Below are 348 nucleotides of genomic sequence, written 5' to 3'. Positions count from 1 at the left end.
GAACCAGTGCCGGCGTGGTAACCGAAGAGTCCCAACTTCAGACCTCGGGCATACTGACTGTTACGGATGTGGATACCGGTGAAGCGCACTTCGCTACTTCATCCACAGGAAGTACCGATATTGCAGGCTCGTTTGGTACGCTTCATCTGACCGATACTGGTTCTTGGACGTACGATCTTGATAATAAAAACCCTGCCGTTCAAGCGTTGGGCAAAGGAGCAACCGCTACCGACACCATTACTATTCATTCTGCTGACGGTACACCGCACCAAGTGACGATCACAGTAACTGGCACTAATGACGCAGCTACTGTCAGCAGCGCGACCATTGCCATCGATGAAACCGACA

At 51.7% G+C, this 348-nt stretch carries 1 protein-coding gene; it reads left to right on the top strand.

Annotated elements, in window-relative coordinates; all coding sequences use genetic code 11:
- Positions 1-348: VCBS domain-containing protein (locus AB4512_RS24025; protein ID WP_372176003.1), on the top strand; the 348-nt coding region annotated here is incomplete at both ends.

The sequence above is a fragment of the Vibrio sp. 10N.222.52.B7 genome, assembly GCF_041474275.1.
Lineage (GTDB): Bacteria > Pseudomonadota > Gammaproteobacteria > Enterobacterales > Vibrionaceae > Vibrio > Vibrio crassostreae_C.
This window is presented reverse-complemented; position numbering and strand designations above follow the sequence as displayed.